The organism is Roseibium aquae (assembly GCF_008711285.1).
Lineage (GTDB): Bacteria > Pseudomonadota > Alphaproteobacteria > Rhizobiales > Stappiaceae > Roseibium > Roseibium aquae.
The window spans coordinates 48,281-70,695 of record NZ_VXDC01000012.1; the positions used below are offsets into that span (position 1 = coordinate 48,281).

A 22,415-nucleotide genomic window follows, 5' to 3' on the forward strand; every position below is an offset into this window, starting at 1 on the left:
CTTTTGCGCCGGTTCAACGCCCGTGTTAAGACCCGGCCACAGCGGACGGCCTGTCCGTCTCCCACCATTCTGGCAGAGACCCACGAAAAGAACCATGGCTCAGAACATCGTCACGCGCTTCGCGCCTTCTCCCACCGGCTACCTTCATATTGGTGGGGCCCGGACCGCACTCTTCAATTGGCTTTTGGCCAAACATGGCGGCGGCAAGATGCTGCTGCGGATCGAGGACACGGATCGCGCCCGTTCAACACAGGAAGCTGTCGATGCTCTGATCGATGGCCTGACATGGCTGGAACTCGATTGGGACGGAGACCCCGTTTCCCAGTTCTCACGCCTCGACCGGCACAAGGAAGTGGTCGGCAAGCTTCTGGAGACCGGCGCGGCCTATCCTTGCTATGCAACGGCCGCAGAATTGACCCAGATGCGCGAGGCGCAGACGGCCCAAGGCCTCCCGCCCCGCTATGACGGACGATGGCGGGACCGCGATCCGGCCGAAGCACCCCAGGGCATTGATCCCGCTATTCGCCTGAAAGTGCCTCTCGACGGCAACACGGTCGTGACGGATCAGGTGCAGGGCACGGTCACGTTTCCGAACAAGGATCTCGACGATTTTGTCATCATGCGCTCGGACGGCACGCCGACCTACATGCTGGCCGTGGTCGTCGACGACCATGACATGGGGGTCACCCATGTGGTGCGTGGGGACGATCACCTGACCAATTCCGCCAAGCAAACACTTCTCTACCAGGCACTGGGCTGGGATATCCCGGTCATGGCCCATATCCCCCTGATCCACGGCCCCGATGGCGCGAAACTGTCCAAGCGGCACGGTGCGCTGGGCGCGGATGCCTACCGGGCCATGGGCTATTTGCCGGCGGCAATGCGCAACTATCTCGCCCGGCTCGGATGGAGCCATGGCGATGAGGAGGTCATGTCGACCGAGGACATGATCCGCTGGTTCGGACTGGAGGCGGTTGGCAAGTCCCCGTCGCGTTTCGACGTCAAGAAGCTGGAAAACCTCAACGGACTGTACATGCGCTCCACCGCTGACACGGAGCTGCTCAAGCACTGGAAAGTGTATCTGGCTCATGCAGAGGGCGGCCAGCCGGTCCTCGACTGGCTGAGCGCTAATAAAGCGATTGCGCTTGCCGCTCTCCCCGGCCTCAAGGAGCGCGCCAAGACCCTGGTGGAGTTGACCGAAAGCGCGTCCTATCTATGGCGCCAGCGCCCCCTGGATCTGGACGACAAGGCCTCCAAGCTCCTCGACGACGAGGGCCGCGCGATCCTCGGCGCTGTCCACGGCGTGCTTGAGAGCGTTCCGGCCTGGGAAGCGGACGCGCTCGAAGAGGCCGTCAAGGCTCATGCCGCCGAACGGGACCTCAAACTTGGCAAGGTCGCCCAACCTCTTCGCGCCGCTCTGACCGGACGCGGCACCTCCCCTGGCATCTACGACGTTCTGATAGCGCTCGGGCGGGAAGAATCCTTGGCCCGGATCAAGGATCAGGCCGCCGCTTAACCCGTCCGGCTCCAACGGACACCGGGGATTGGCGGCCCTCCTTCCGGGCGCCATTTCCCGTTGCTTCCCAATGGCGTGACGCCATTCCGGCGATCCTTTGACCAAAGCGCTAGCCCCTGCAGCTTGCGGCACTGCGGTAAATGGGATAGGCAAAGGCCAACCATTCCTCCTGCACCGTCCGATCCTGCAGGGCGCCGTTGTGTTTTAACAGCGGTTTCAGGCATTTGGGCGGCTATGGGAGCGCTACCAAAGGGGGTAACCTGTATGGCCGACAAAACAGCTGAACTTCATGCTGGTGAAAGCAATCACGCTTTCAAAGTGATGGATGGCACCATTGGCCCGTCCGTGATCGACATCTCCGCGCTCTACAAAGAAAGCGGCATGTTCACCTACGATCCGGGATTCACGTCCACGGCGTCCTGTGAGTCGAAGATCACCTATATCGACGGCGACGAAGGCACGCTTCTGTACCGCGGCTACCCCATCGATCAGCTGGCCAACCACGGCGACTTCCTGGAAACCTGCTACCTGCTGCTCTACGGCGAGTTGCCCACCAAGGCCGAGAAGGACGATTTCGTCCACCGTGTGACATACCACACGATGATCCACGAGCAGATGAGCCGTTTCTTTGCCGGATTCCGCCGCGATGCCCACCCGATGGCCATCATGGTCGGCACCGTGGGCGCCCTGTCCGCGTTCTACCATGACAGCACGGACATCACAGATCCACATCAGCGCATGATCGCCTCTTTGCGCATGATCGCCAAAATGCCGACCATTGCGGCCATGGCCTACAAGTATCATATCGGCCAGCCTTTCGTTTATCCGCGCAATGACCTGGACTATTCGACCAACTTCCTCCGGATGTGCTTCTCGGTCCCGTGTGAGGAGTACAATGTCAATCCGGTGCTGTCGCGGGCGATGGACCGGATCTTCATCCTCCATGCGGATCACGAGCAGAACGCGTCGACCTCCACCGTGCGGCTGGCCGGTTCTTCAGGTGCAAATCCGTTTGCCTGCATTGCCGCAGGCATTGCCTGCCTGTGGGGTCCGGCCCATGGTGGCGCCAACGAGGCGGCATTGAACATGCTCTCGGAAATCGGGTCGGTCGACCGCATTCCGGAATATGTCGCCCGCGCCAAGGACAAGAACGATCCGTTCCGTCTGATGGGCTTTGGCCACCGGGTCTACAAGAATTACGACCCGCGCGCTAAAATCATGCAGACCACCTGCCATGAAGTGCTCGGCGAGCTCGGCATCAAGGACGACCCGCTCCTCGACATCGCGATGGAACTGGAAAAGATCGCTCTCAACGACGAGTATTTCGTCGAGAAGAAGCTCTATCCGAACATCGATTTCTATTCGGGCATCACGCTGCGGGCCCTCGGCTTCCCGACCAACATGTTCACGGTTCTGTTCGCCCTGGCCCGGACCGTGGGCTGGATCGCCCAGTGGAAGGAAATGGTGGAGGATCCGTCCCAGCGTATCGGCCGCCCGCGCCAGCTCTACACGGGCGCCCCGCAACGCGATTACACACCGATAGACCAGCGCCGCTGATCGGTCCCCACGAACTTGAGCATAAGAAACCCCGGATCATTGGTCCGGGGTTTTGGCTTTTCGGCGATGAGGCCCACGCAACCGCCGCCACTTCAGCCGGACCGGCTGTTCAATGAACACCGTGACGGGCTTTGCGGGCATCGATAGCGATACCCCAGCAACCCGTCCAGAACGAGCCGCAAGCGTCCGGCCTCCTCACCGGCATTGAAGCTGTGGTTTTCAATCAGCTAATGATCGGCAGGAATCATCCGTCGTTTGATCTACCGGTCACACGCGCACATCAAGATCGAGCACCAGCAATCCGTCGATACCACCGACCGTGTTGTCAACGAGAATTGCGCCCAGAGCCAAATGGTCCGGATGCACGGCATAGGTTTCCAGCGCTGCCCAGCATTCGAAATCGATCACGAAAGCATGCGTGTAGCCTCGCTCCATCTGTTCCGGGCTTTCCGAAGGACCGGCGACAAACCCGCTCGCGCCCGGGAGCGTGGCTACCAGCGCACACAAGCCGTCAAAGATGTGGCGAATGGTTGTCTCATCGGTTTCCGGTTTGAACTTGGTGAGCACCATGTGGCGTATCATAAAAGCCTCTTTCGTTCGCCGGACGGCCTGATCGATCTCCTTGATACGGAAACGGCAGGATCAATGAAATCGTGACAGACCTGAAACAGTGTTCCATCCAGAAATGAAATCCATGTGGACACGCCGTGTCCAGACCCAAAGCCTGTAGTTCCGGCCTGCTTGACCATTCAAGCTCGCCAGCCGACACATTTGTGGCCCTTGAAGGCGGTCAGTTCCGGCCCGATGCCATCCGCTTGATCACCACATCAGCCGCCGCCCCGCGCTGGCTGGCGCCATCGGCCAAGCACATCGCCTCGCCCAGGCGGGTGAACGCATCGATCTGCCGCTGCCGATCCGGGGTATCGGCCAACAAGGGCGCGAGGGCGGCGCTCAAGGCATCCGGATTGGCTTCATCGTCCAGAAATTCCGGGATCGCCTTCTCACCGAGGATGATGTTGGGGAGCACAAAACTGTCGACGCTTGCGAATTTGAAGATCCGGTTCAGATCCTTGAGACGCCGGAAAAACCAATCGACCTTGTAGGCGACCACCATCGGCACACCGGCCAATGCAAGCTCAAGCGACACTGTGCCGGACGCCGCCAGGGCCGCGTGAGCCCGGCGGAAGGCGGCTTGCTTCTCCTCCGGCCCGGCAATGATGGAAGGCTGGACGGTCCAGCTTGCCACGCCTGTCCGGATCTTATCCTCCAGATGCGGGACCGCCGGCAGAACGAGTTCCAGATCAGGTACAGCCTCCGAAACCTTTGCAACGGTTTCACCGAACGGATCCAAAAGCCGGGAAATCTCGCTGGTGCGGCTTCCCGGGAGCACCAGCAAGGTCTTGCGCTGCCCGTCAACTGGCGGGCGTTCTCCGGCAGCCGGGCGCAAATCTCCGATATTCTCGCTCAATGGGTGCCCGACGTAATGGGTCGGCGGGCCGCCAAGCTTTTTGTGGATCGCAGGTTCGAACGGCAGCAGCGCCAGAAGGTCGTCGACATACCGGCTCATCTTGCGGGCCCGTCCCGGCCGCCAGGCCCACACGGACGGCGAGACATAGCCGACAATGGGAATATGCGGGGCGCGTTTGCGCACCCGGTTGGCAACATTGTGCGTGAAATCGGGACTGTCGATGATGATGAGAATGTCTGGATTGGCAGCAACGATCCCGTCGACCGTCTGATACACCCGCTTCACAATCAGCGGCAGGCGCTGGAGAACAGCGGTCAACCCCATCACCGAGACATCGCTCATGTCGAAGAAGCTCTTGAGACCCAGCGCCGTGAGCCGTGCGCCGCCGACGCCGATATAAGACGGGGCCACCGGCAGACGGGCATTCAGCGCCTCGGCCAGATCGGCGCCCAGATTGTCTCCGGATTCCTCGCCGGCCACGATGGCGATGACCGGCGGGCGCCGTTCCTTATCCATGCCGCTCCCCGGGCCAAAGCGCCTGCCGGTCGATGCCATAGATGAAAAGACCCGCCGCATCCGCCATTCTCAAGGTTTCCTCCCGCTGGGAAATCAGCGCGCGACCGGCCTCGACCGCGATGCCCGCCAGCTGAGCGGCAGCGGCAAGTTCCACCGTTCTCGGCCCGATGGTCGGCAGATCCACCCGCAGGTCCTGATGCGGCTTGGCCGCCTTCACGAGCACACCGGTTTTGCCCTTGGCCTTCACACGGCCGCTGTTTCGCAAGTCCGCGCAGCGCTGGAGCATGGCATCCGTGCCCTCCGCCCCTTCGAGAGCAATGACACGGCCATGGGTCGCGACAGACGCCTGCCCAATATCGAGTTCTCCAAGCTTTTCCGTCGCTTGCAGAGCGATCTTGAGATCCCGAATCGAGTCCTCCGCCGGCTTTATCCGGCCCAAAACTCCTGGTGCCGCCAAAAGCTCGGGCGCTACGTCCTGAATACCCACCACCCGGTATCCCTCCACTTCAAACAGGCCGATGACCTTGGTCAAAAGACTGTCGTCGCCGCCGATCAACGCCTTGAGGATAGCCGGCAACCGGCGCAAGGTGCCGAGGTCACCGAGGATCGAGGTAAAATCCGGACGCCTCGAAACGCCCCCGATCAGCAATACATCCTTGCAACCGGCCTCGCGCAAAAACCGGTAGAGCCGCCCGATCTCGCCCCACCCAAGCTCGATCTGCGCCCGCGCTCGGGTGCTCTCGGCCGCCTCGCCCCGGATCGCGATGATGCAGGCGACACGGCCGCTGGCGCGCAGCGCCGCCTCCACTTCCCCTGGAAGGGACCCATTTCCCGCGATCACCGCGACCGGCGACGGCATGGGGGCTTACTCGCCGCTGCGCGGTGTACAGAACCGCCGGTCATCCTTGTTCAGAATGAAGTCCGTCACGATCTTCACCAGCGGCTGGTTCTCACTTCGCGCAGCCAGCGCCTCGGCCCGGCTGCGCAATGTGCCTTCCTCCTGATCGAAAAGCTCCTTGTAGGCGGCCCGCAGGGCATGAATCTGCTCGCGCGGGACCTCCTTGCGCTTCAAGCCGACCAGATTCAACCCGGCCAGTTTGGCGCGATCGCCGATGACCGAGCCAAACGGAATGACATCGAATTCAACCCCGGTCATCCCGCCAACGATGGCGCCGGTTCCAATCCGCGTCCACTGGCGAACAGCGCTCAAACCGCCGAGGATAACGTGATCGGCCAGTTCCACGTGACCACCAAGCGTGGCATTGTTGGCTAGAATGACATTGTCGCCGACCAGGCAGTCATGGCCGACATGCGAGCTCATCATGAACAGCCCATTGTCACCGACCCGGGTCACACCGCCGCCACCGGCGGTGCCCGGGTTCATCGTGACGTGCTCGCGGATCCGATTGTTTTTTCCGATTTCCAGTGTCGTGTGCTCGCCGGCGTATTTCAGATCCTGCGGCTGATGACCGATGCTTGCGAACGGAAAGATATGCGTGCCTTCACCGACGCTCGTATGCCCGGTGACGACCACATGCGATTCCAGAACGACGTTTTCGCCGAGGTCCACATTCGCGCCGACAACACAATATGGACCGATCTTGGCGGTCTCCGCGATTCTAGCGCCATCCTCGATGACCGCGGACGGATGGATTTCAGCCATATGACCTCACGCGTCCACAAGCATTGCACTGATCTCGGCTTCGGCGACCTTCGCCCCGTCCACCTTGGCAATCGCCTCGAACTTCCAGATGTTGGACCTTTGCTTGATTTTCTTGACGTGGAAATGAACCTGGTCCCCCGGCTCCACCGGCTTGCGGAACTTGGCCTTGTCAATGGTCATGAAATAGACGAGCTGCGGAGGGCTATCGGCACCCAGCGAGTGGACGCAGAGCGCCCCGGCCGTCTGAGCCATGGCCTCAATCAAAAGCACGCCGGGAAAGATCGGCCTTTCCGGGAAATGCCCTTGAAACTGGGGTTCATTGACCGTGACATTCTTGATCCCGATGCAGCTTTCATCGCCATCCATTTCAATGATCTTGTCAATCAGCAGAAAGGGATAGCGATGCGGCAGCAGCTGCATGATTTTCATGATGTCGGCGCTAGTGAGCGTCTTGTCTTGTTGTGCGTCCATTCCCGTTTTCCCTTAGTGTCGGCTCCGGCGCGATCCTGTTAAGACTTCGTTTACGTCGATGGGGTCCGCTCGGCAAGCTTCCGCAGGGCGGTGACCTCACGAAACCACTGTTTGACCGGTTTTGCCGGCGTTCCACCGTAACGTCCACCGACGGGAACATCGTCATTCACCACACTGACCGCAGCGATCTGGGCACCCATTCCAATGGTCACGTGTCCGCGCACACCCGACTGGCCACCGATCGCAACGAAATCCTCGAGCTTGCAGCTACCGGACAGGCCAACCTGGGACACAATCACACAATGCCGGCCGATTTCGACGTTGTGTCCGATCTGGACCTGATTGTCGATCTTGGTGCCCTCACCGATGACCGTGTCCCGGTTGGCACCCCGATCGACGGTCGTGTTCGCGCCGATCTCGACATCGTCCTGAATGACGACCCGGCCGATCTGCGGAACCTTCAAATGCCCTTGCGGCCCCATGGCATACCCGAATCCATCCTGGCCAATGCACACGCCGGGATGAAGATACACACGGTCACCGATAAGCGCATGCTGCACCGTGACATTCGGCCCGACCACACAATGGCGGCCGATGCGGCAACCGGGGCCAATGACCGCGTTTGCGCGCACAACCGTGCCAGACCCGATTTCCACACCCGCGCCGATGACGGCCCCCGCCTCGACCCGGACATCGCGCTCAAGCCGCGCGGCGGGATCGACCAAAGCCCGTTCTGAAATGGTGTTCGGACCCGGATCGGCGGGAACGACCGCGGCGGGATAAAGCTTGGACAGGACCTGTGCCCAGGACTTGTAGGCGTCCTTGCACACAAGGACAGCGACATGATCGGGCACCTTTGCCTGATGCTTTTTGGTAACGAGGCAGGCGGCGGCTTCGGTTGCTGCAAGGCGGTCGGCATAGATCATGTTGTCGAAAAACACCAACATGCCGGGCCGTGCGGCCTCGACCGGAGCGACGCCAGTGATTTCAGCGGCCCCGTCGCCGCGCACCAATTCGGCTCCGGCCCACTCCGCGATCGTTGCGAGATCCACCGGTTGCGGCGTTTCAAAGAATGTCGGCTCGGTCATGATCGGGTTCCTACGGTTGGCCCTCGGCAAAACAGTCCGTCAAACGGCAAACGGCCACCGCAACCACGGTGGCCGTTTCAACATACGGTCATTGCGGCTTAGAAGCGGGTTCCGCCGCTCAAACGGAACAGCTGAGTCTTGTCTTCGTCCTGCTTTGACACCGGCCAGGCAAAGTCGGCCCGAAGAGGACCGAACGGAGATTGCCACTGAATACCAACGCCAACCGATGAACGAATGTCGAACCCGTTGGACAGAACCGTGCCTGGGCCACCGTTCACGATATTCACCAGGTCGTCGTCCGCATCCCAGACGGAACCTGCATCGGCAAACACGGACCCGCTCAAGCCGATTTCAGGCGGAAGGATCGGGAACGGGAACGTGGCCTCAAGAGAGCCAGCCACGTAGAAACGTCCACCGATCGCATCGTCGGTCGAGCTGTCTCGGGGTCCAATACCCCGATTTTCGAACCCTCGAACCAGATTTCCGCCCAGCATGAATTGCTCAGGAACGCGGAGACGGTCATCGGTCAAGGCGTGAATATGACCCCCTTCCAGCTTGACCGCCCCTACTATCCCGTAGTCCGGAAGTACCTCATGGAAAGCGCGGCCTTTGGCTGTCGTCTTGATCCAGGTACTGTCGCCGCCAAGTCCGGCAAATTCCTGCCCGAAGGACGCATAGAAGCCATCGGTCGGGTTAATGTTCCGGTTCAGCGTATTGTAGATCAACTGGTAGCCGACAAGCGAGGTCATGTACTCACCGAGCGAGTCGCAGACCGCAAGGGATAGGCGTGATGTGTCGCAGTTACCGACACCGGTCGACTTGCTATCCGGATCTTCGTTCTTCTCCTGGAAGATGTTGTAGTAGAGACGAAGGCGGAGTTCTTCCTCGCGGAGCGGAAGCGTGAATCCGAAGCCGCCACCGGTTTGCTCCTCGTTAAAGGACCGGTAGTCGTTGGAATCTTGCACCCTTCGATATGCATCGAGGCTGAGTGCGATCCGCCGGCCAAGAAAAAACGGCTCGACGAACTGGAACTCGTAGGTCTGCGTATCCGTGCCTCCGCCTACGCCGACCTTCACGAACTGACCGCGCCCGAGGAAATTGCGCTCGGACACCGAGATGTCACCGATCACGCCATCGGATGTCGAATAGCCCACGCCGAACGAAACCGCGCCGGTCGCCTTTTCCATGACTTCCACGTTGATCACGACCCGATCCGGCGCACTGCCGCGCGCGGTCGAAATCCGGACACTATCGAAGAAATCAAGGTTGTTCAGGCGGCGTTCCGCCTTGTCCAGCAGCACCCGATTGAAGGCATCGCCCTCAGCAAGATCGAACTCCCTGCGGATCACATATTCGCGGGTCCGGTCGTTGCCAATGATATTGATCCGCTCGACATAGGCCCGCGGACCTTCCTCAATGTAATAGATCAGGGAAATGGTGTTGTCTTCGTAGTTCCGCAAGGCACGCGGGCGGACCTGGGCGAACGCGTAGCCCAGTTCAGAAGCCTTCAGCGTCAGATCTTCGACCGACTGCTCAACCCGCAGGGAATCGAAGCGGTTGCCAGGACGCGTGCGAACCTCGGAATAAAGGTCATTAACGTCGATATCGGGAATGGACGAGACGACCTCCACATCCCCGAACTCATACCGCTCCCCCTCATCGACCGTGAAGGTGACAAAAAAGACGTTCTGCTCACGGTCAAGATCCGCAGTTGCGGAGACGACACGGAAATCCGCGTAACCCTTGCGATTGTAGTATTCACGCAAAGCTTCCTGGTCAGCGGCCAAACGATCCGGGTCATAGGTATCGGTGCTGCGCAACCAGCTCAGCAGCCCGCTTTGACGGGTCCTGATCACATCCCGCAGGCGGCCGTCGCTGAACGAATTGTTGCCAATAAAACTGATCCGCTCGACGCCGGTCTTGTCGCCTTCGTTGATTTCGAAAACCAGATCCACGCGGTTGCTCCCGCGATCGATGATCTTCGGCTCGACGGATGCGTCGAATCGGCCCGACCTCCGATAGGCCTCGAGAATGTTCTGAACGTCGGATTCGACGCGCGCGCGGGTCAGCATCGAGCGCTCCTGCGAGCGGATCGCCGTCCTCAGCGCATTGTCGTTGACTTTCCGGTTCCCCTCGAACGCTACCTGATTGATGATCGGGTTTTCCGTCACCGTGACCACGACCGTACCGCCGCGCGGCTGGATATCGACGGTTGCGAACAGCCCCGTCGCGAAAAGTGCTTTCAGGGATTCATCAATGTCGGACGAGGTGTAATTGCGTCCCGGCTGGATGGTCAGATAGCTGAGAACAGTCTCTCTTTCGATACGGGTATTGCCGCGCACCTCGATGGTGCGGGCAACGGCAGCCTCCGCGGTCGTGACCGAGAACGGTCCGGGCCCCACCGGCACCAGCGCGGTCACGGAAAGGAATGTTGCCGACAAAAGCGCGGCTCTACCAAGTTTCTGCAATCGCTGCATGTTTGCGCTATGCCTTTGTTGTTCTAAATACCCGCCCGAGATGCCGCGCCGCCGCGCAAGATTCTCAACAGCCGCAATCGTTTTACAAACTTTTGCCAAATACGCAACCGGTGCCCAGCCCCGAAACCGATTTGCCTTGAAGGCGTTGCGGCTTTGTCACGCCTGCGCCTATAGCCGGCTCAAATGCAGGACGTCGTTCCATGTCGCGAACACCATAAGGAACAGCACAATCCCCAAACCGACGCGGAAACCGATTTCCTGCACCCGTTCGCTGAGCGGTTTACCCCGCACGGCTTCTGCCGCGTAGTAGACCAGATGTCCGCCGTCCAGCATCGGTATCGGCATCAGGTTGATCAAACCAATGCTGATCGACAAAACGGCCGCGAGAGACAGCAGGGGGAGAAGCCCCTGATCGGCAACCTGCCCAGAGACATGGGCCACCCGGATTGGTCCCCCAAGCTGATCAGCGGATTCGCGGCCCGAAATCACGCCCCAAATGTAGTCGAGGGTGCGGCCTGCGACATAAACCGTGTCCCGCGTCCCTTCGGCGACAGCCTCTAATGGGCCAAAATCTTTCTGGATCAGAGAGTTCTGGTCAACACTTCGCGTGATTCCCAAGAGACCGATCCGCTGGGAATTTCCAAAATTATCCGTGACTTCACGGTATTGCGGCACCGCCGTGATGGACAGCACCGTCGTTCCCCGGGCGACCTCCAACTCCAGAGGGACCTCGGCGCTTGCAGACACAATCCGCTGAAGATCATTGAACGTCTCGATGCCACGGCCGTTTACCGCAAGGATTTCATCGCCTGGCAGGAGCCCGGCCGCTTCCGCTGCGCTGTTCTCCCGAACCTCATCGACGATCGGTGCCGTCACCGTTTTGCCGAACACCATGAAGATGAACGTGAAAATGGCGATGGCCAACAGAAAGTTGGCGAACGGTCCGGCCGCCACCACAGCCGCCCTTTGCCAGACCGGCTTTGCGACAAATGCGGTGCGCCGTTCCTCTGCGCTCATCTGGGCAAGAAGGTCCCGGTCCGGGACACTTGCGGCATTCTCGTCCCCGGCAAACTTCACATATCCGCCAAGCGGAATGAGCGAGAGCTTCCAGCGGGTCCCGTGCCTGTCGTTGAAACCGAAAATTTCCCGCCCGAAACCCACAGAGAAGTCGGAGACTTTGACGTTGCACCAGCGGGCCACCAGAAAGTGGCCCAGCTCATGGAAGAAGACAACGATCGTGAGCACGAACAGAAACGGCAGGATGTAGCCGATCACGAGATCGTATGCCGTAGTGAGTATGTCCATCAATTCGGTTCCATTTTGGCTTGGGGCTGGTCTTCCATCAGGCGGACTAACAGATACAAATGCGGCGGCGTGATGTTCAGGTCCGATCTGGCGGACCGGTCATGTCCACTAGATAGGCACCCCTGCCCGCTCGATCCATTGTTCTGCCGAGATCCGAGCCAGTTTGTCGATCTCCAGCACATGACCAAGTGCGGCCTGCGGCACCAGAAGCCCCGCCTTGTCCGCCGTTTCGATCGCGTGGGAAATGGCATCCGCGATCTGCAGATATCCGATGCGCCCGGCCAGAAAGGCGCCCACAGCAACCTCATCGGCTGCATTCAGGGCTGCGGTCGCGCCGTTGCCGCGATCCAAAGCTGACAGCGCGAGCGCCAAGGCCGGGAATCGCATGAGATCCGGCGCCTCGAACGTCAAGGAACCTGCCTTGGCCAGATCCAAGCGCTCCACGGTTGTCTCCATCCGCCCGGGGTAGGCAAGACAATGGGCGATTGGCGTGCGCATGTCCGGAGCGCCCATCTGGGCGAGCAGCGAGCCGTCGGTGTATTGCACGAGCCCATGCACAATTTGCTGGGGATGAACCAGAATATCGAGCTGATGGCGCTCCACGGGGAACAGATGAAAGGCCTCGATGACCTCGAACCCCTTGTTCATCATGGTGGCGCTATCGATGGTGATCCTGTTTCCCATGGAAAAATTCGGGTGTTTCAACGCCGCTTGAGGCGTTACGCGGGCCATTTCCTCCAGGGACAGTGTCCGGAATGGGCCCCCGGACGCCGTAAGAATGATCTTGTCTATCCGATCGGCGTTGTGGCGTTCGAACACCTGGAAAATCGCGTTGTGCTCACTGTCGACTGGCAGCACCCGGGCTCCGGTCGCCCGGACCTTTTCCATGAACAGATCGCCAGCCGACACAAGACATTCCTTGTTGGCCAGGGCAAGGGTGCGGCCGGGCTTCAAGGCGGCAAGTGTCGGCTCCAAACCGGCCGAACCAACAATCGCCCCGATTACAATACCGGCGGGCCGGTCGACAGCTTCAAGAACCGCCCCACGCCCGGTTCCAGTCTCAATGCCGCTGCCCGCAAGCATTTGCTCCAAAACCGGTTGTTGCGCGGGGTCGGCAAGAACGGCGCAGTCCGCGCGCACGGCCTTGGCCTGTTCGGCCAGGAGTGTGGCATTGGAATTGGCGACCAGCGCCACAACCTTGTAGCGGCCGGGGGCTTGCAGGATCACGTCTATCGCGCTCTTGCCGACGGATCCGGTGGAGCCCAGCAGGATCACCCTGACCGGTTCTCCGCCGGCCAATTCCTGGTCAGAGCCCTTTGGGCCGGCCTGTTCATGTGTACGGATATCCAAGTCTACCCCTTTGTCAGCCTAGCCCCAAACCTGAGATCGGATCCGCGATGGACCCTCCGGCCACCAATCCTATCACGACCGCAGCGATCGCCGCTGCCACGAGGCCGTCCACGCGGTCCATGATGCCGCCATGGCCCGGAATGAGCCCGCCTGAATCCTTGACGGCGAATCTCCGTTTGATAGCGGATTCCAGAAGATCCCCTGCTTGGGAGACAGCCGACAGAAAGACCGCAAGCGCCACCCATTTCCAGATTTGCCCCTGGCCATACACCAGCGCCAGGGCGGCGGACAGCACGACGGCCGCGATCAGACCGCCAATCGCACCGGACCATGTCTTGTTCGGAGAAACACGCCGCCACAGTTTCGGGCCACCGAGCGAGCGGCCTGTGAAATAGGCGAAAATATCGGTCGCCCACACCACGATCAGGAGGAAGAAGAGGAAAAACGCTCCCTCGGCTGTCGCGCGCGATGCAAGCAGGGCATACACCGCCAAGGCGCTGTAGACTGTCCCTTCGGCCGCCCAGCGTCCGGCCCGGTCAAATCCAGATAAAACCAAAACCAGTCCGGCGCCAGCGCATACGGAAAGCAACGCCGCGGCCGGAAACCCCTGCGTGTAAAGAACACCGACCGCCAAGACCGTTGAGAAACCGACCGTGCTGACAACCGACATTTTCGCCGTGCCGGTCATCGTCAGCCATTCGAGCAAAAAAAGCAGTCCAGCCGCGAGAACGACCAGCACAAAGATCAGCCCGCCCTGGTATGCCGCTGCCAACACCAACGGCCCCAGCACTACGGCCGAAGCGAGCCGCAACTTCAGATCAGAGGCAGATTTCGGTTTGGCACCACCGGAGTGTCCATTGTGAGCGGGTCCGGACGCGTTCATCGGACCTGTGCGGTCAGCCCGCCATATCGACGGTCCCGCCCGTAATAGTCCTCAAGGGCCGCGTCGAAGCAGCTGGCATCGAAATCGGGCCAATATACCGGGGTGAAATGGAACTCGGTGTAGGCGGATTGCCACAAGAGGAAATTGGACAGGCGCAGTTCCCCGCTCGTTCGGATCAACAGATCCGGATCGGGAATACCGGCTGTATCGAGTGCCGCGGCCATCGCATTTTCGTCGATGTCGTCCGCTTCGATGGCTCCCGACGCGACTTGGGCCGCAAGCCTTTGTGCCGCGCGCACCAGTTCGTTGCGCCCACCGTAATTGAAGGCCACCACAAGCGTCATGCCGCTGTTGTGGCGGGTGATCGCTTCGGCTTCCTCCAAGAGCCGGCGGATGCCTGGCTCGAGGTCGTTGCGCTCACCCACGACGCGAATATGGATGTTCGCCTTGTGCAGTTCGCTCAGGTCCCGTTGCAAGAACCGGCGCAGCAAACCCATCAGGAAATTGACTTCGGTCTCGGGACGGTTCCAGTTCTCGGAGGAAAAACTGTAGATCGTCATGAACTCGATCCCCAGTTCGCCGGCATGGCGCACCGTTTCCCGCAAGGCTTCCAGCCCGCGCCTGTGACCTTCTGTCCGGGGGAGGCCGCGCGCCTTGGCCCAACGGCCATTTCCATCCATGATGAACGCCACATGCCTGGGCAAGGTGCGGCGCCCGGGGACCGGGTCGACGCTCTCCTGGAGCCTTTCAGGGATGGCGGTCATGAATTCCCCCGCAAACAGACAAGGCTGAGGTCCTTCAATCAGACCTGTGCAATTTCCTGCTCTTTCTTTGCCAACATGGTATCGACTTCAGCGATCATGCTGTCAGTGAGTTTCTGCACCTCATCTGAGGCCACACGCAGGTCATCTTGACTGATATCACCGTCTTTTTCGGATTTCTTGGCCGAATCCATGCCGTCCCGCCGCACATGACGGATGGCCACCTTGGCCTGTTCGGCATATTTGTGGGCAACCTTGATCAGTTCCTGACGGCGTTCCTGGTTCAACTCGGGAATTGGCAGGCGCAGCAATTGCCCGTCGACAACCGGATTCAAGCCGAGGCTAGACTCGCGGATGGCCCTCTCGACCGCTGAAACCATGCTCTTGTCCCAAACCTGCACGGCGACCATGCGCGGTTCCGGAACGCTGACGGTCGCAACCTGAGTGATCGGCATCGATTGCCCGTAAGCATCGACCGAAATTGGCTCCAGCATGGATGCCGACGCACGCCCCGTACGCAGGCCGGCAAATTCCGTTTTCAGAACAGAGAGAGTGCTCTGCATCCGCCGAGACAAATCATCCAGGTCCACACCTACAACCGACATACTGTCCTCGCTTCATTCTTGTTAGATGGCTATCGGACGCCGCAGCCGGCGCCAAAAATGGCACAGCCGTGGCGAAACACAAGAGCCGTTCAAAGGCTTATTGGCAAAAGAATCAACCGCCGACAACCGTATAGGTTCCGGTCTCCTGAAGAACGCTGACGAGCGAGCCAGGAGTGTGGATAGAGAAAACAATCACGGGGATGTCGTTGTCGCGGGCAAGCGCAATGGCGGTGGTGTCCATCACCTTCAGGTCCCGCTGGATCACCTCATCGTACCCGAGCTTGTCATAGCGGTCCGCATTCGGGTTGATCTTGGGGTCTTCGGAATAGACGCCGTCGACCTGCGTGCCCTTCAGGAATGCATCGCACTTCATTTCCGCGGCCCGCAGCGCTGCGCCGCTGTCCGTCGTAAAGAACGGATTGCCCGTCCCGCCGGCAAACACGATAACATCGCCGTCTTCCATATAGCGGTCCGCGACGCGCTGTGAAAAGGTCTCGCAGATGGACGGCACCGCGACGGCGGACAGAACGCGCGCATTGACCTTGAGGCGCCGCAAGGCATCCGCCAGCGTCAGGCTGTTCATGATCGTAGCGAGCATGCCCATGTGATCGCCGGTTACCCGGTTGCCGCCCTTGGCCGCAACGGCGACACCGCGGAAGATGTTTCCGCCGCCAACGACCACACCGACCTGCGCTCCCAACGCCACCGCATCGGCGATTTCCTTGGCGATGCGCTGCACGATCATCGGATCGATCCCGAAAGACTGGGAACCCATCAAGGCCTCTCCGGAGAGCTTCAGGAGAACGCGTTTCCAGCGCAAAGGTTTGGTCATGGCAGCACCTGCGATTCTTGTTGGTCTCAAAAAAAAGCGCCGGTCGATGCCGGCGCTTTTCAGTGTGCTTACTGCCCCGAGGCAGCGGCCACTTCGGCCGCAAAGTCCTGCTCTTCCTTCTCGATTCCCTCGCCAAGGGCGAAGCGGACGAAGCCGGTCAGCTTCACGTCCGTCCCCAGTTCCTTGGCCAGGGCGTCGACGGCCTGTTCGACCGTCTTGTCCGGGTCGATCACGAAAGCCTGCTTCACGAGGGTCACTTCCTCGTAGAACTTGCGCAGGCGGCCTTCCACCATTTTCTCGATAATATTGTCCGGCTTGCCGGATTCACGGGCCTGCTCGACGAACACGGACTTTTCACGCTCGATCACAGCCTGATCGAGTTCTTCCGTGTTCAGCGACAACGGGCTCGACGCAGCCACGTGCATCGCAATCTGGCGGCCGAGCGCTTCGAGCTTGGCGGCATCGCCAGACGATTGCAGTGCGACCAGGACCCCAATCTTGCCTTTGCCCTCGGAAACAGCGCCGTGGATGTAGCTTGCGACCACGCCCTCGGAAACCTCGAGCTTGGCCGTGCGGCGCAAGGTCATGTTCTCACCGATGGTCGCGATCGCATCGGTGATCGCGTCGGTCGCGGGCTTGCCATCGATATCGGAAGCGGAGACGGCTTCAAGTGTGCCACCGGTTCCCAGTGCGGCCAGAGCGATCTTGCCGACCAGATCCTGGAACCCTTCGTTGCGGGCAACGAAGTCAGTTTCCGAGTTCAACTCGATCACGGCAGCCTTGTTGCCTTCGGAGGCCACACCGACCAGCCCCTCAGCGGCAACACGGCCCGCTTTCTTGGCAGCCTTGGCCAAGCCCTTGGTCCGCAGCCAGTCAACGGCGGCTTCCATGTCGCCATTGTTTTCGGCCAGGGCCTTTTTGCAGTCCATCATGCCCGCGCCGGATTTTTCGCGGAGCTCTTTTACCATCGCAGCGGTAATGCTCATCGATCGCCTCGTGGATGGGGGGTTGAAAGATATCACACGGTGTAGCCGACGGCTTTCCGCGCCATTATGACGGGACTGCAACAAAATGCAGCCCCACCCAAATCACTCACAGGGAAATGCCGCCCGGCGGGCGGCACACCATTATCAGGCTTCCGCGGCAGCCGGCGCTTCGGCAGCAGCTTCCTCGCCAGCCTCGGCAAGCGCCTCTTCGACCGGAGCCTCTTCTGACGCGCCGATATCCATACCGGAAGCGCCTTGTGCGCGAGAAATGCCGTCAATCGCGGCACGGGCGATCAGGTCGCAGTAAAGCGTGATCGCACGGCCTGCATCGTCGTTGCCCGGCACCGGGTAGGTGATCCCTTCCGGGCTGCAGTTGGTGTCGAGGATCGCGGCAACCGGAATGCCCAGACGGCGGGCTTCCTGAATGGCGATCGCTTCGCGGTTGGTGTCGATCACGAACAGAAGGTCGGGAATACCGCCCATGTCCTTGATCCCGCCCAGGTTCCGCTCAAGCTTCTCGCGCTCGCGGTCCATGAACAGACGCTCTTTCTTGGTCAAGGCGTTCGCCTGGTCGGAAGACAAGGTCTCCTCCAGCTTGCGCAGACGCTGGATCGACTGGGAAATGGTCTTCCAGTTGGTCAGCATGCCGCCGAGCCAGCGCGCATTCACGAAATACTGCGCGGAATTGCGGGCAGAGGCTGCAACGGCTTCCTGAGCCTGACGCTTGGTGCCAACGATCAGAACGCGACCACCGCCGGCCACGGTGTCACTGACAGCCTTGAGAGCCTGATGAAGCAGCGGAACGGTTTGCGCCAGGTCGATGATGTGCACATCGTTGCGCACGCCAAAGATGTAAGGACCCATGCGCGGGTTCCAGCGGTGCTTCTGGTGACCAAAGTGAACGCCAGCTTCCAGCAGCTGACGCATGGAAAAATCGGGCAATGCCATGGCCCTGAACTCCTGCGTTTTCCGGTTTGACCTCCGCAAGGGCTTGTGAAGCGTCGTTTGCACTTAGCGCGCAGGCGATCGTCACCGGAAGGACACACCGATCAACTCGGGATCCGACCCTTGCGTGTGGGATGGGCGCCTTATAGGGGGGCTTGAGGGACAGTTCAAGACCAAATTCCCGGTTTCCCGGGGCGGGCCTGCCCCGTTAGGCCATTTGCACGTCGGTCACGCCCGGCACAGCCTTGAGCGCCCCGGCGATTTCGGGCGACAAACGGTAGCGGCCGGGCAGCTTGACCTCCACCTCGCGGCCGACCTCTTCGAGCAGGACCACGACCGTTACCTCCCCTTCCCCGCGTGTGGACAAGTGGCGAGCCAGACTTTGGACCGGCCGGTCGTCACGGACGAACACCCGCAGGCTTCTTTGGATGTTCGCCGCCATCTTGTCGACCGGATCAACCTGCTCGATCCGGATCGAGGGTTCGTCGTCGCGCATGTCCGCGCCGACAAGCAGCACGACCGAACGCCCCGGCTCCAACGCATCGCGGTATTGCTCGAGCTTTTCCTTGAACAGCAGGCCTTCAAACTGGCCTGTCGAATCGGACAGGCGAACAATGCCCATGCGGTTGCCCGTTTTCGTCTTGCGTTCCTGCCGGGAGATCACCGTTCCGGCAAGCCGTCCAGCGGATGCGCCCTTTTTTACCGCCTCGGCAAATTTCGCCCAGGGCTGGACACGCATCTTCTCCAGCAGCACGCCATATTCATCCAGCGGATGGGCCGACAGGTAGAACCCGATCGCCGCGTGCTCGCGCTGCAGCTTTTCCTCCGCGCTCCAGGCCTGTGCCTCCGGCAGTTGAAGGTCTTCTTCGGCACTGCCCCCGCCAAACAGCTCGTTCTGTCCGAGGGCCGCGTTTTCCTCGGTGCGCTGCGCCAGCCCCATGATCCGGTCGAGGCCCTCCAGGACGCGGGCCCGGTTCGGCTCCAGCTCGTCGAAGGCTCCTGCGGCGGCGAGATTTTCCAGCGTCCTCTTGTTGATCGCACGCGGCGAGATCCGGCGGGCAAAATCGCCAAGGCTGCGGAAGGGTTTGTCGCCGCGAACTGAAACGATGTGGTCGACGGCCTGTTCCCCCACGCCCTTGATGGCGCCCATGGCATACAAGATCTTGCCTTTCGACACGTCGAAATAGACCTGGCTGCGGTTGATCGAGGGCGGAACGATGTCGATTCCCATCCGGCGTGCCTCCTGACGGAAGTCGCCCAGCTTGTCGGTGTTGCCCATATCGAGCGTCATCGAGGCCGCCAGAAATTCGACCGGGTGGTTCGCCTTCAGCCAGGCCGTATGATAGGACACCAGCGCATAGGCTGCGGCATGGGACTTGTTGAAGCCGTAATTGGCGAATTTCGCCACCAGATCGAAAATCGTCCCGGCCTGCGCCCTGTCGATGCCCCGTTCCACGGCGCCATCCACGAAACGGGCCCGTTGGATCTCCATTTCGGCCGCGATCTTCTTGCCCATTGCCCGGCGCAGCAAATCCGCCTCGCCCAGGGAATAGCCGGACAGGACCTGGGCGATCTGCATCACCTGCTCCTGGTAGACAATGATGCCATTGGTCTCCATCAGGATCGGCTCCAGCAGCGGGTGCAGACAGTCCGGCTCCTGCTCCCCGTGCTTCACCGCATTGTAGACCGGTATGTTTTCCATCGGGCCGGGCCGGTACAGCGCGACAAGGGCGATGATGTCCTCGAACCGGTCCGGCTTCATGCCGGCGATGGCCCGGCGCATGCCCTGGCTTTCCAGCTGGAAGACACCGAATGTCTCGCCAGCGGCCAGCAGCTTGTAGGTTTTGGGATCGTCCAATGGCAGCGCCGCGACATCGATCTTGTCCGACTTGCGGGCGATCAGGCGGACGGCCGTATCAATGACGGTTAGCGTCTTGAGGCCGAGAAAGTCGAATTTCACCAGTCCGGCGTCTTCAACCATTTTCATGTTGAATTGCGCGACCGGCATATCCGAACGCGGATCGCGGTAGAGCGGAACGAGCTGCTCCAGCGGCCGGTCGCCGATCACAACGCCGGCGGCGTGGGTGGAGGCATGCCGGTAAAGCCCTTCGAGCTTTTGCGCCATGGTCAGGAGCCGGTCGACGATCTCCTCTTCGCGGGCAGCCTCCCGCAGGCGCGGCTCGTCCTCGATCGCCTGTCCCAAGGTGACCGGGTTGGCCGGATTGGCCGGCACCAGCTTGCACAGCCGGTCCACCTGGCCATAAGGCATCTGGAGCACACGGCCGACATCGCGCAGAACCGCGCGGGCCTGCAGGGATCCGAACGTGATGATCTGCGCAACCTGGCCCCGGCCGTATTTCTCTTGGACGTATCGGATCACCTCTTCCCGCCGGGATTGGCAGAAATCGATGTCGAAATCGGGCATGGAAACCCGTTCCGGGTTCAAAAAGCGCTCGAACAGCAGGGAGAACCGCATCGGATCAAGGTCGGTGATGGTCAGGGCCCAGGCAACCAGCGACCCCGCCCCCGACCCGCGCCCGGGACCGACCGGGATGTCCTGGGCCTTGGCCCATTTGATGAAGTCGGCCACGATGAGAAAGTAGCCTGGAAACTTCATGCGCTCGATGACGCCGGTCTCATACTCGAGCCGGTCCCAGTAGTCCTTTTCTTCCAGACCCGGGGCCAGCCCGTTAGCCTCAAGGCGCCGCCGCAGACCCTCGCTCGCCTGGCGTTTGAGTTCGGCCGCCTCTGCGCGTTCGGCGTTTTCAGGATCCGCATCGGCGCCAGCGAAGCGGGGCAGGATTGGGTCGCGCCGCAAGGGCCGGAAGCGGCAACGGCGCGCGATCTCCACCGATGAGGCCAGCGCTTCGGGCAGATCGGCGAACAAAGCGCACATTTCCGCGCGCGTCTTGAAATAATGCTCCGGAGTCAGGCGCCGGCGGTTGTCTTCAACCAGCACACGGCCTTCGGCGATGCAGATCAGCGCATCATGGGCCTCATAGTCTTCTTGGACTGGAAAAAACGCCTCGTTGGTCGCGACGATTGGCAGGCCGAGCGTGTAAGCAAGATCCAGAAAGGCCGGCTCCGTCCGCCGTTCGGCCTCCATGCCATGGCGCTGGATCTCCACATAGCAGCGCCCGGCGAACGCGGCCGCCAATTCTTCGAGGCGGGACCGGGCCAGAGGCTTGCGCCCGGCCAAAAGCGCCTTACCGACAGGACCGGTCACGCCGCCTGTGAGACAGATAATGCCCTCTGCCTTTTCAGCCAGATACCGGCTGGTGACGTGGGGCCGCAGTCCGGGTTCGGTGTCAAGAAACGCCCGCGACGACAACTCCATCAGGTTCTCGTAACCGGTCTCGGACACCGCCAGCAGCACAAGATCCGACAGAGGCAGTTCGCCCCTCCGGTCGCTTTCAAGCTCATCGGCGAACAGAACGGCCAGCTGACAGCCGATGATCGGCTGAATGCCCGCCCCCCAGGCTTTTGTGGAAAATTCCTGCGCGCCGAACAGGTTCCCGGTATCGGTGATGGCGAGCGCAGGTTGACCGTCGGCCTTGGCCAGATCCAGCAGCTTCTTGATCGGCAGCGCGCCTTCCAGCAGCGACAGGGCGGAATGAACCCTCAGGTGTACAAAGCCCGGGCCTTTTGGATCTACGCCGTCTTGAACCGCACCCGTGCCGATGGACATGCCCTCTTCCCGCCGCCGTGATGAACACCTAGCGCATACAAACGGTCATTGGCGACCAATGTCGAGAACCGGCGGCACACTGTCCCCGATGTTTTAAGACAGACGTTTGTTGAACAGATGCTTTGGGGCCCGATATCTCGGCGCCCCTGCCCTTCAACACCGATAGGCCTTCAGAGACAGATGATCCATCAGCACCGAGGATGCATCACGGACAGATGACCCTGGAGCGCAAATGGTTTTTGGGCAGGCCCTGCCCCCACCATGGTCTTCGATCCTCAGCCTTCCCGGGTCACTCTTCTCGGGC

General features: G+C 60.8%; 18 protein-coding genes. 2 read left to right on the forward strand and 16 right to left on the reverse strand.

The annotated features are described in order from the left end of the window. Positions 1 to 94 precede the first annotated feature (94 nt). Together gltX and gltA are read left to right on the forward strand one after the other, a co-directional pair. Positions 95 to 1,516, forward strand: coding sequence for a glutamate--tRNA ligase (gene gltX, locus F0184_RS17400; RefSeq protein WP_150497479.1), 1,422 nt, complete (start codon positions 95 to 97; stop codon positions 1,514 to 1,516). 264 nt (positions 1,517 to 1,780) lie between these two features. Further along, positions 1,781 to 3,073 carry a citrate synthase gene (gltA, locus tag F0184_RS17405; RefSeq protein ID WP_150497480.1) on the forward strand — a complete coding sequence of 431 codons (1,293 nt, stop codon included), beginning with the start codon at positions 1,781 to 1,783 and terminating at the stop codon, positions 3,071 to 3,073. Between the two features lie 267 nt (positions 3,074 to 3,340). On the opposite strand, the gene F0184_RS17410 is transcribed toward gltA, so the two are convergent. The 16 genes from F0184_RS17410 to dnaE all read right to left on the reverse strand — a co-directional run bounded on the left by F0184_RS17410 (position 3,341) and on the right by dnaE (position 22,111). Next, positions 3,341 to 3,655: a Dabb family protein gene (locus tag F0184_RS17410; protein WP_150497481.1), complete on the reverse strand. Its 315-nt coding sequence runs from the start codon at positions 3,653 to 3,655 to the stop codon at positions 3,341 to 3,343. A gap of 208 nt (positions 3,656 to 3,863) precedes the next feature. Then, a complete protein-coding gene (gene lpxB, locus F0184_RS17415; RefSeq protein ID WP_150497482.1) occupies positions 3,864 to 5,057 on the reverse strand; it encodes a lipid-A-disaccharide synthase in 1,194 nt (397 codons plus the stop codon). After that, positions 5,050 to 5,916 carry an LpxI family protein gene (locus F0184_RS17420; protein ID WP_150497483.1) on the reverse strand — a complete coding sequence of 289 codons (867 nt, stop codon included), beginning with the start codon at positions 5,914 to 5,916 and terminating at the stop codon, positions 5,050 to 5,052. The genes lpxB and F0184_RS17420 overlap by 8 nt, the downstream gene beginning before the upstream one ends. 6 nt (positions 5,917 to 5,922) lie before the next feature. Continuing rightward, positions 5,923 to 6,720: an acyl-ACP--UDP-N-acetylglucosamine O-acyltransferase gene (gene lpxA, locus F0184_RS17425; protein ID WP_150497484.1), complete on the reverse strand. Its 798-nt coding sequence runs from the start codon at positions 6,718 to 6,720 to the stop codon at positions 5,923 to 5,925. Between the two features lie 6 nt (positions 6,721 to 6,726). Then, positions 6,727 to 7,191 carry a 3-hydroxyacyl-ACP dehydratase FabZ gene (gene fabZ / locus F0184_RS17430; RefSeq protein ID WP_150497485.1) on the reverse strand — a complete coding sequence of 155 codons (465 nt, stop codon included), beginning with the start codon at positions 7,189 to 7,191 and terminating at the stop codon, positions 6,727 to 6,729. A gap of 50 nt (positions 7,192 to 7,241) precedes the next feature. Beyond that, on the reverse strand, positions 7,242 to 8,279 hold the full coding sequence (gene lpxD / locus F0184_RS17435; RefSeq protein WP_150497486.1) for a UDP-3-O-(3-hydroxymyristoyl)glucosamine N-acyltransferase: 1,038 nt from the start codon (positions 8,277 to 8,279) through the stop codon (positions 7,242 to 7,244). 98 nt (positions 8,280 to 8,377) lie between these two features. Next, positions 8,378 to 10,756, reverse strand: coding sequence for an outer membrane protein assembly factor BamA (gene bamA, locus F0184_RS17440; protein WP_150497487.1), 2,379 nt, complete (start codon positions 10,754 to 10,756; stop codon positions 8,378 to 8,380). 168 nt (positions 10,757 to 10,924) lie between these two features. After that, positions 10,925 to 12,061: an RIP metalloprotease RseP gene (rseP, locus tag F0184_RS17445; RefSeq protein ID WP_150497488.1), complete on the reverse strand. Its 1,137-nt coding sequence runs from the start codon at positions 12,059 to 12,061 to the stop codon at positions 10,925 to 10,927. A gap of 108 nt (positions 12,062 to 12,169) precedes the next feature. Further along, positions 12,170 to 13,411, reverse strand: coding sequence for a 1-deoxy-D-xylulose-5-phosphate reductoisomerase (gene dxr / locus F0184_RS17450; RefSeq protein ID WP_244299305.1), 1,242 nt, complete (start codon positions 13,409 to 13,411; stop codon positions 12,170 to 12,172). A gap of 13 nt (positions 13,412 to 13,424) precedes the next feature. Next, a complete protein-coding gene (locus F0184_RS17455; RefSeq protein ID WP_150497489.1) occupies positions 13,425 to 14,294 on the reverse strand; it encodes a phosphatidate cytidylyltransferase in 870 nt (289 codons plus the stop codon). After that, complete coding sequence (locus F0184_RS17460) at positions 14,291 to 15,058, reverse strand: isoprenyl transferase (protein WP_150497490.1); 768 nt, start codon at positions 15,056 to 15,058, stop codon at positions 14,291 to 14,293. The genes F0184_RS17455 and F0184_RS17460 overlap by 4 nt, the downstream gene beginning before the upstream one ends. Positions 15,059 to 15,096: 38 nt before the next feature. Continuing rightward, a complete protein-coding gene (gene frr, locus F0184_RS17465) occupies positions 15,097 to 15,660 on the reverse strand; it encodes a ribosome recycling factor (protein ID WP_150497491.1) in 564 nt (187 codons plus the stop codon). Positions 15,661 to 15,772: 112 nt separating this feature from the next. Then, complete coding sequence (gene pyrH, locus F0184_RS17470) at positions 15,773 to 16,492, reverse strand: UMP kinase (protein WP_150497492.1); 720 nt, start codon at positions 16,490 to 16,492, stop codon at positions 15,773 to 15,775. Between the two features lie 68 nt (positions 16,493 to 16,560). Next, a complete protein-coding gene (tsf, locus tag F0184_RS17475; RefSeq protein WP_150497493.1) occupies positions 16,561 to 17,478 on the reverse strand; it encodes a translation elongation factor Ts in 918 nt (305 codons plus the stop codon). Positions 17,479 to 17,622: 144 nt separating this feature from the next. Continuing rightward, on the reverse strand, positions 17,623 to 18,426 hold the full coding sequence (gene rpsB / locus F0184_RS17480) for a 30S ribosomal protein S2 (RefSeq protein ID WP_150497494.1): 804 nt from the start codon (positions 18,424 to 18,426) through the stop codon (positions 17,623 to 17,625). 205 nt (positions 18,427 to 18,631) lie between these two features. Then, the gene (dnaE, locus tag F0184_RS17485) at positions 18,632 to 22,111 is read right to left on the reverse strand and encodes a DNA polymerase III subunit alpha (RefSeq protein ID WP_150497495.1); all 3,480 of its coding nucleotides are present in this window, start codon (positions 22,109 to 22,111) and stop codon (positions 18,632 to 18,634) included. Positions 22,112 to 22,415: the final 304 nt, after the last annotated feature.

Excerpts from the sequence above, each read along its gene's own strand:
- gltX (WP_150497479.1), top strand. The coding sequence starts at position 95 with ATGGCTCAGAACATCGTCACGCGCTTCGCGCCTTCTCCCACCGGCTAC.
- gltA (WP_150497480.1), top strand. The coding sequence starts at position 1,781 with ATGGCCGACAAAACAGCTGAACTTCATGCTGGTGAAAGCAATCACGCT.
- F0184_RS17410 (WP_150497481.1), bottom strand. The coding sequence starts at position 3,655 with ATGATACGCCACATGGTGCTCACCAAGTTCAAACCGGAAACCGATGAG.
- lpxB (WP_150497482.1), bottom strand. The coding sequence starts at position 5,057 with ATGGATAAGGAACGGCGCCCGCCGGTCATCGCCATCGTGGCCGGCGAG.
- F0184_RS17420 (WP_150497483.1), bottom strand. The coding sequence starts at position 5,916 with ATGCCGTCGCCGGTCGCGGTGATCGCGGGAAATGGGTCCCTTCCAGGG.
- lpxA (WP_150497484.1), bottom strand. The coding sequence starts at position 6,720 with ATGGCTGAAATCCATCCGTCCGCGGTCATCGAGGATGGCGCTAGAATC.
- fabZ (WP_150497485.1), bottom strand. The coding sequence starts at position 7,191 with ATGGACGCACAACAAGACAAGACGCTCACTAGCGCCGACATCATGAAA.
- lpxD (WP_150497486.1), bottom strand. The coding sequence starts at position 8,279 with ATGACCGAGCCGACATTCTTTGAAACGCCGCAACCGGTGGATCTCGCA.
- bamA (WP_150497487.1), bottom strand. The coding sequence starts at position 10,756 with ATGCAGCGATTGCAGAAACTTGGTAGAGCCGCGCTTTTGTCGGCAACA.
- rseP (WP_150497488.1), bottom strand. The coding sequence starts at position 12,061 with ATGGACATACTCACTACGGCATACGATCTCGTGATCGGCTACATCCTG.
- F0184_RS17455 (WP_150497489.1), bottom strand. The coding sequence starts at position 14,294 with ATGAACGCGTCCGGACCCGCTCACAATGGACACTCCGGTGGTGCCAAA.
- F0184_RS17460 (WP_150497490.1), bottom strand. The coding sequence starts at position 15,058 with ATGACCGCCATCCCTGAAAGGCTCCAGGAGAGCGTCGACCCGGTCCCC.
- frr (WP_150497491.1), bottom strand. The coding sequence starts at position 15,660 with ATGTCGGTTGTAGGTGTGGACCTGGATGATTTGTCTCGGCGGATGCAG.
- pyrH (WP_150497492.1), bottom strand. The coding sequence starts at position 16,492 with ATGACCAAACCTTTGCGCTGGAAACGCGTTCTCCTGAAGCTCTCCGGA.
- tsf (WP_150497493.1), bottom strand. The coding sequence starts at position 17,478 with ATGAGCATTACCGCTGCGATGGTAAAAGAGCTCCGCGAAAAATCCGGC.
- rpsB (WP_150497494.1), bottom strand. The coding sequence starts at position 18,426 with ATGGCATTGCCCGATTTTTCCATGCGTCAGCTGCTGGAAGCTGGCGTT.
- dnaE (WP_150497495.1), bottom strand. The coding sequence starts at position 22,111 with ATGTCCATCGGCACGGGTGCGGTTCAAGACGGCGTAGATCCAAAAGGC.